Raw genomic sequence first — 7365 nt, forward strand, 5'->3', positions numbered from 1 at the left:
GGAAAATGAAAAAGGAGGAAGTACATCATGCCTGAAAACACTCTGCTGACCAAACCGAGGGTGACGGTGAAAAACTGGATCGCCCTCATCTTCCTGGTGGTCATCCTCTCCGGGATCTTCCAGCGCAGCACAGGTCCCCTTCAGGTGTTGGATTTCACCAACCTCTCCGGCAAGTTCGGCGTCATCGGGGATACCGGGGCCAACTTCATCGGCAAGGGGGGCTCCGGCGCCAAGGACGGCTTTATGGCCGGGCTGAACCTGATCCCCGCCGTCATGTTCTTCTGCGGGCTTTTGAACGTGTTTCAGGAGTTGGGCGCCTTTGAGGCCGCCAGCATCGTCTTTAACCCCATCCTCAAGCCCCTCATGGGGATCCCCGGCACCGCCGGGGTGGCCTTCATCAGCTCCTTCACCGGCTCCGACGTGGCCGCCGTCATGACCCGTGAGCTGGTGGACAACGGGGAGATGACCGACGAGGAGCGGACCATCTTTACCAGCTACCAGTACGCGGGCAGCGCCGTCATCAACAACACCATCACCGGCGGCGCCCCCCTGCTGGCCATCTCGCCCATCGCTTTGGGGCCCATCATCGTCATCCAGTTCGTCTGCAAGGTCATCGGCGCCAACATCGTGCGCGTCGTATTGAAGGTCAGCGGCAAAAAGCACAAGGAGGGGAAATAACATGGCTGAAACCACTATGAACGCGGCGCCCGCCGCCCAGAATACCCCCGCCGCCAAGCCCAAGAAGTCCATTATCGAGTGTTTCCTTCAGGGCTGCGGCAAGGGCTTTGACATCGGCATCAAGCAGATCGCCCCCGCCATGATCCTGGGCTACGTGCTGGTTTACGTCCTCCAGGCCACCGGCCTCATGGACATCCTGGGCACGGTATTCACCCCCGTCATGGCCATCTTCGGCCTGCCCGGCGAGGCGGTGGCCGTGCTGATCTCCGCCTTCTTCGCCAAGGCCTCCGGCTGCGGCACCGCCGCCATGATGTACGCCGAGGGCACCCTGACCCTGGCCCAGGCCACCATTTTGCTGCCCGCCTGTATCCTGATGGGCACCCTCATCGGCCACTACGCCCGCATCGTGCTGGTCACCGGTTCCAACAAGAAATGGCACCCCCTGCTCCTGGCCATCCCCCTGGTGGACGCCGCCATCGCCATGCTCATCACCCGGGGCATCCTGGCCGTCATGGGTATTTTCTAAGTCTGCCACCTCTCTCTCCCCCGGCGGCCCTAAAAGCCGCCGGGGGTTCCCCATATCCGTCTGAATGGAAAGGATGATCGTTATGCTGAAACAGATCGAGGCCGTCCGGGCCTATGTGGAGGGCCGCCGCCAGGAGATGCTGGACCTCTGGCGGGACCTGGTGAACACCGAGAGCGGCCCTGACCAGCCCGAGGGCGTGGGGGCGGTCTGCCGCCGCCTGTGCGCCGAGCTGGAGGCCGCCGGGATTCGAACCCGCCCCATGCCCATGGAGGACGGCTCCGCCGTCCTGGCGGCCGACTGGGACAATGGGAGCGGGGAGGCCCCCGTCCTCCTCCTGGGCCACATGGACACCGTGTTCCACCCGGGGACCGTCCGGGAAAACCCCTTCCGCATCGACCCGGACGGCACCGCCCACGGCCCCGGGGTGCTGGACATGAAAGCGGGACTTGTCATCGCCCTCTACGCCGTGAGGGCCCTCCAGGCCGCCGGCTGGGCCAGGCGGCCGGTGCGGTTCCTCTTCGCCGGGGACGAGGAGACCGCCCACAGGAAGTCGGACGCCGCCGCCGTCATGGCCGGGGAGGCAAAGGGCTGCGCCGCGGCCTTCAACTTTGAGACCGGCTATCTGGACGACGGCCTGGTGGTGGGCCGGAAGGGGGCGGCCATGGTCACCTTCCGGGTGGAGGGAGTCTCCGCCCACTCGGGCAACGCCCCGGAAAAGGGGCGCTCCGCCATTGTGGAGATGGCCCACCGGGTCATTGCCCTGGAGGGGCTCACCGACCTGAGCCGGGGCAAGCTGGTGAACTGCGGCCTGATCTCCGGCGGAGAGAGCTCCAACGCCGTGCCGGGGAGCTGCACGGTCAACGCCACCCTCCGTTTTCCCACTATGGCCATCAAGGAGGAGCTGCTGGAGGAGTGCCGCCGGGTGGTGGCCGCCCCCTCCGCTGTTCCAGACACCTCCGTGACCATGCGGGTGGACGCCGTGCTGGACCCCATGGAGCACACCGGGGCGGGGCAGAGGCTCTATGAACTGGTGGAGCGCACCGCCCGGGAGATCGGCTATGGGGAGGTCCACCCCTTCCAGGTGGGGGGCGGCTCCGACTCGGCCATCACGGTGAACGCCGGGGTGCCCACCGTCTGCGCCATGGGCGCCCGGGGGGAGTTCAACCACACCGAGCGGGAGTACGCCGTAGTGGAGTCCCTTTTTCAGCGCACGGTGCTGGCCGCCGCCTGCATCGCGGAGGTTTGAACAAAAAAGGGCCGCAATCAAATGATTGCGGCCCTTCTCTGTCATGCCATGGACAAAAGCGCCGGCAGATCGCCGGACTGGATGGCCTCCAGGGCCGGACGGAGCTTCTCCGGGGGCCAGTCCCACCATTTGAGGGCGAGAAGGGCCTCGATATCCGCCTCGGAGAAGCGCTTTCGGATGGGCCGGGCGGGAACGCCGCCCACGATGGTATAGGGCGGCACGTCCCGGGTGACCAGGGCCCGGGTGCCGATGACGGCCCCGTCCCCGATGGTGACGCCCGCCAGGATCGCGGCCTCGTAGCCGATCCACACGTCGTTTCCGATGATGATATCGCCCTTGTTGTCCCAAGCCCTGGCCGGGTCGGGCGTCTGGCCCCACGCTTCGTAGAAGAGGGGGAAGGTATAGGTGGACAGGGAGCGCAGGGTGTGGTTGGCGCTGTTGAACAGGAACTTCGCGCCGCAGGCGATGGAGCAGAATTTGCCGATGACCAGCCGGTCGTGGTTGATGGGGTAGTGGTAGAGGACGTTGCCGCGCGGAAAGTCCCTGGGGTCGTGGACAAAATCGTTGTATATCGTAAATTCGCCGACGTCGATGCCAGGATCGTCCACCACGTTTTTCAGATAGACGATCTGGGGGTCGCCGGTCCTGGGATAGATGAGGTCTGGATTTGGAATCGTCATAATGATCTCCTTTTCAAGCTGTCATTTTTCCGGGACGACTCCAGACAGCACAATGCAGCGTTTCATATCTCACCCCTCTTTTCCGCGGCGGAGGCCGCAGGACCAATATAGCATACGGCGGATAAAAAAGCAAAAACGCCCCGCCTGCAAAGCAGGCGGGGCGTTCAGTTGGTCGGACAGACTCAGTCGGCCACCACGTTGATGGCGCGCAGCTTGTTGGAGTCCTTGGGATCGGGCTCGGTGTCGTAGGTCACCTTCTGACCCTCGGCCAGGGACTTGAAGCCAGTGCCCTGGATGGCGGAGAAGTGGACGAACACGTCGCCGCTGCCGTCGTCGTTGGTGATGAAGCCAAAGCCCTTCTCGTCGTTAAACCATTTGACAGTACCGTGATTCATATACAGTACCTCCTTTTTGATGTTATCCTGCAGCAAAAAATAAATGCCGCCTACGTATGTCAAAATGGAAACTGACGTACACAGGCGGCAATCAATTTTTACATTTTAGATACGCTGATAGTATAGCCCAAGGGGGCGGCAAATGTCAAGAGGAATTTTTGCCTCCGGCGGCATTTCCTCCATGGGCTTTTCTCCGGCGGGGATTTTGTGTATAATAGAACGAAACTGGAAACTGCGATGGATGGAGAGAGGGAACATGCTGTTATCGGCGGAACATATCACCCGGAGCCTGGGGGCCCGGGTGCTTTTGGAGGATGTGAGCCTCTATCTGGACCGGGGGGAGAAGCTGGGGGTCATCGGCGCCAACGGGGCGGGAAAGTCCACCCTGCTGAAGATCCTGGCGGGAGCGGAGGAGCCCGAGGGGGGCGCCGTCCGTCCCGATCCCAACGTGCGGCTGGAATATTTGCCCCAATCCCCGGCCTACGGGGAGGAGAACACCTTGCTGGAACAGGTTTTCGCCGGGCTGGACGCCGCCGCCCGGGAGGTGGCGGGGCATGAGGCCAAGACCGTCCTCACCCGGCTGGGCCTCAGCGATTTTGAGCGGAAGATGGGCACCCTCTCCGGCGGGGAGCGGCGCCGGGTGGCCCTGGCCAGCGTGCTGGTGCGGCCGGCCGACGTGCTGCTGCTGGATGAGCCCACCAACCACCTGGACGCGGAGATGGTGGGGTGGCTGGAGGACTTCCTCAAGCGCTGGAAGGGGGCCCTTGTAATGGTCACCCACGACCGCTATTTCCTGGAGCGGGTGGTGGACCGGATGGTGGAGGTGGAAAACGCCCGCCTCACCTTTTATACCGGCAATTACGCCGCCTATCTGGAGCGGAAGGCGGAGCTCATGGAGATGGCCCAGGCCAGCGAGCGCAAGCGCCAGTCCATCCTCCGCCGGGAGTACCAGTGGGTGATGCAGGGGGCCAAGGCCCGGGGCACCAAGAGCCGGGAGCGGCTGGAACGCTTCGAGAGCCTGCGGGACCAGGAGGGCCCCGAGGCCAGGGGGCGGGTGGAGCTCACCGCCCTTTCCAGCCGCCTGGGGAAGAAGACGGTGGAGCTCTCCCACGTGTCCAAGGCTTTCGCCGGGCGGACGGTGATTCGGGATTTCTCCTGTATGCTCCTCCGGGACGACCGGGTGGGGGTCATCGGCTCCAACGGCAGCGGAAAATCCACCCTGCTGAACCTGATGGCCGGGCGGCTGCGGCCGGACAGCGGGGCGGTGGAACTGGGAGAGACGGTGAGGATCGGCTACTTTTCTCAGGAAAACCCGCCCATGGACCCGGAGCAGCGGGTCATCGATTATGTGAAGGACGTGGGCAATTACATCGAGACGGCCTCGGGCACCCTCACCGCCGGACAACTGCTGGAGCAGTTCCTGTTCTCCGGCGACCAGCAGTATTCCCCCATCGGGAAGCTCTCCGGCGGGGAAAAGCGGCGGCTCTTTCTCCTGTCCATCCTGGCCGCCGCCCCCAACGTGCTGCTGCTGGACGAGCCCACCAACGATCTGGACATCGACACGCTGACGGTGCTGGAGGACTATTTGGAGGGCTTTCCCGGGGCGGTGGCGGCGGTGTCCCACGACCGGTATTTCCTGGATAAGATGTGCCGCCGCACCTTCCTGGTGGACGGGGAGGGGGAGGTCACCGAGACCCCCGGCGGCTACTCGGACTGGCTGGAGAGCCGGAAGGAGAAGGCCCCCAAGGCCCCCGCCGCCGAGCGGAAGGAAAAGCCCAGGGGGAGCCAAAAGCTGAAATTCAGCTACAAGGAACAGCGGGAGTTCGAGACCATCGAGGGGGACATTGCCGCCCTGGAGAAGAAGATCGCCGCGCTCCAGGCCCAGCAGGCGGCCCAGGCCAGCGACTATGTGGCCTTGGGACGGCTCCAGGCCGAGGAGGCCCGGGCCCAGGGAGAGCTGGAGGAGAAGATGGAGCGGTGGGTGTACCTCACCGACCTGAACGAGCGCATTGAGGCGCAGAAGGAGGAATAGAGGATGAAGGAGATCGACGCCAGAGGCCTTGCCTGTCCCCAGCCGGTGATCCTGACCAAAAAGGCCATGCAGGCGGGGGAGAAGGCCCTTTCCGTCCGGGTGGACAACGCCGCCGCCGTAGAGAACCTGAAGCGGCTGGCGGACAGCCAGGGCTATACCGCCGCCGTGGCCGGCGGGGAGGGGGACTTTACCCTTGACCTCACCGCCAAAGACGGCCCCGCCCCGGCGGCGCTCACCCCGGAGAGCCCCGCCCGGGAGACCGGAAAAGCGGGGGACTGGGCGGTGTTCGTGGGCCGGGACATCATCGGCGCCGGGGACCAGGAGCTGGGGGGCAACCTGATGCGGATGTACTTTTACACCCTGGCCCAGGGGGAGGACATCCCCGCCGCCGTCCTCTTCATGAATGACGGGGTGAAGCTGCCCGCGCGGGACGAACAGGTGGCGGACCATTTGCGGAGCCTCCAGGAGCGGGGGACGAGGGTGCTGGTGTGCGGCACCTGCCTGAACTTCTACGGCCTGACAGACCAGCTGAAAACCGGGCTTGTCAGCAACATGTACGACATCGTCACCGAGATGGGCCGTTATGGAAAGGTCATCAGCCTGTGATGGACTGGTGCCATGTGACCTTTGCCTCCTCCAGCGGAGCCATTGCCGCCCAGCGGGTGCTGAGGCAGGTCTGCCCGGCGGTGGTCATGCCCGTGCTCCGGCAGGTGAGCGCCGGGTGCGGCATCGCCCTCCGGCTGGCGCCGGAGGACTGGGAGGGCGCCCGGGGGGCGCTGGAGGCCGCGGGGATCGACGCGGGATATTACGCCGTCTCCGGCACTGGGGAGGCGCTGCGCTGTGAACGACTGTGACGCCCTGCTCCGGACCGTCATGGCCCAGGCGGAGGCCCTGGGGATCCCCATTTCCCCCGAGATCGACCCCCACGTGGCGGTGAACCGCCGGGCGGCCACCCGGTTCGGCTGCTGCAAGCTCCGGGGCGGGCGGCATTGGATCGAGGTGGCCCAGCGGGTGGCGGAGGGGCTGGAGGAGAGCTGCCGGGAGACCCTGGCCCACGAGGTGCTCCACACCTGCCCCGGCTGCCGGGACCACGGCAGGCGGTGGAAGGAGTACGCCGGACGGATGAACGCCGCCTATGGGTACCATATCACCCGCACGTCCACCAACGAGGAGCTGGGACTGGCCGAACAGCGGCCGCCCAAATACATCCTGCGCTGTACCGCCTGCGGCGCCCAGTTCAAACGGCTGAGAGCCTCCCCGCTGACCCGGCACCCGGAGCGGTACCGATGCCGGTGCGGCGGGAGGCTGGAACGGATCCTGTAAAAACGCCCACAGGGAAACCTGTGGGCGTTTTTATGTAAACTTTTGGTGACACTGATACAACAAAAAAGAAACAAAAAGGTAACAAAATGGTGACAAGACACAAGATAATGGGGCTTTCCGTACGAAACCCACTAAAACAGGTTGACAGAATATGTTTATCACGGAAACGGGAAAAAGGGGAGGAATACCGATGCAAACCCTTGGCGGAGAACAAAAAAATAAAAATAGAATAAATTGTGGAAAAAGATGTGTAAACGATGTGGAAAGAAGTGTTTCTAAGAAAAAATAGTTCTTATAAATTTGACAAAAGACATAAAATAAAAATGATATAGAGAAGAAAAGATCAGAAAATGACGATTAACACTTGATTTTTACGTCAACTAGTGACATAATTATGGGCATGAATGGCATAGGGGCAGACTGCCCCTATGGACAATTCGTGTGTATTTTTCGTAGAAAAGTGAGTGGATTTGATGCTGGATCAC

Annotated in this window: 10 protein-coding genes; 8 read left to right on the top strand and 2 right to left on the bottom strand. The window is 63.2% G+C overall.

Annotated features, from left to right (window positions below):
- Window positions 1-27 precede the first annotated feature (27 nt).
- The 3 genes from AAEU42_RS03110 (at window position 28) to AAEU42_RS03120 (ending at window position 2450) form a co-directional block, all read left to right on the top strand.
- Window positions 28-678 carry a nucleoside recognition domain-containing protein gene (locus tag AAEU42_RS03110; RefSeq protein ID WP_342232068.1) on the top strand — a complete coding sequence of 217 codons (651 nt, stop codon included), beginning with the start codon at window positions 28-30 and terminating at the stop codon, window positions 676-678.
- A gap of 1 nt (window position 679) precedes the next feature.
- Window positions 680-1204 carry a nucleoside recognition domain-containing protein gene (locus tag AAEU42_RS03115; protein ID WP_342232069.1) on the top strand — a complete coding sequence of 175 codons (525 nt, stop codon included), beginning with the start codon at window positions 680-682 and terminating at the stop codon, window positions 1202-1204.
- Window positions 1205-1286: 82 nt separating this feature from the next.
- Window positions 1287-2450, top strand: a complete 1164-nt coding sequence (locus AAEU42_RS03120; RefSeq protein WP_342232070.1) for a M20 family metallopeptidase — start codon at window positions 1287-1289, stop codon at window positions 2448-2450.
- Between the two features lie 41 nt (window positions 2451-2491).
- Here AAEU42_RS03120 and AAEU42_RS03125 read toward each other — a convergent pair whose 3' ends face one another.
- Together AAEU42_RS03125 and AAEU42_RS03130 are read right to left on the bottom strand one after the other, a co-directional pair.
- The gene (locus AAEU42_RS03125; protein WP_342232071.1) at window positions 2492-3130 is read right to left on the bottom strand and encodes a CatB-related O-acetyltransferase; all 639 of its coding nucleotides are present in this window, start codon (window positions 3128-3130) and stop codon (window positions 2492-2494) included.
- A gap of 182 nt (window positions 3131-3312) precedes the next feature.
- Window positions 3313-3525, bottom strand: a complete 213-nt coding sequence (locus AAEU42_RS03130) for a cold-shock protein (protein WP_342232072.1) — start codon at window positions 3523-3525, stop codon at window positions 3313-3315.
- A gap of 256 nt (window positions 3526-3781) precedes the next feature.
- Here AAEU42_RS03130 and AAEU42_RS03135 point away from each other — a divergent pair, with 256 nt between their 5' ends.
- The 5 genes from AAEU42_RS03135 to AAEU42_RS03155 all read left to right on the top strand — a co-directional run bounded on the left by AAEU42_RS03135 (window position 3782) and on the right by AAEU42_RS03155 (window position 7169).
- On the top strand, window positions 3782-5557 hold the full coding sequence (locus AAEU42_RS03135; protein WP_342232073.1) for an ABC-F family ATP-binding cassette domain-containing protein: 1776 nt from the start codon (window positions 3782-3784) through the stop codon (window positions 5555-5557).
- A gap of 3 nt (window positions 5558-5560) precedes the next feature.
- A complete protein-coding gene (yedF, locus tag AAEU42_RS03140; protein WP_342232074.1) occupies window positions 5561-6163 on the top strand; it encodes a sulfurtransferase-like selenium metabolism protein YedF in 603 nt (200 codons plus the stop codon).
- Window positions 6163-6411: a putative Se/S carrier protein gene (locus tag AAEU42_RS03145; RefSeq protein WP_342232075.1), complete on the top strand. Its 249-nt coding sequence runs from the start codon at window positions 6163-6165 to the stop codon at window positions 6409-6411. The genes yedF and AAEU42_RS03145 overlap by 1 nt, the downstream gene beginning before the upstream one ends.
- A complete protein-coding gene (locus tag AAEU42_RS03150) occupies window positions 6398-6880 on the top strand; it encodes a SprT-like domain-containing protein (protein WP_342232076.1) in 483 nt (160 codons plus the stop codon). Before AAEU42_RS03145 ends, AAEU42_RS03150 begins: the two co-directional genes overlap by 14 nt.
- 151 nt (window positions 6881-7031) lie before the next feature.
- Entirely contained in the window at window positions 7032-7169 is a 138-nt protein-coding gene (locus AAEU42_RS03155) for a hypothetical protein (protein ID WP_342232077.1), read from the top strand.
- Window positions 7170-7365: the final 196 nt, after the last annotated feature.

Origin of the sequence: Pseudoflavonifractor phocaeensis (assembly GCF_038439875.1) — a bacterium.
Classification (GTDB): domain Bacteria; phylum Bacillota; class Clostridia; order Oscillospirales; family Oscillospiraceae; genus Vermiculatibacterium.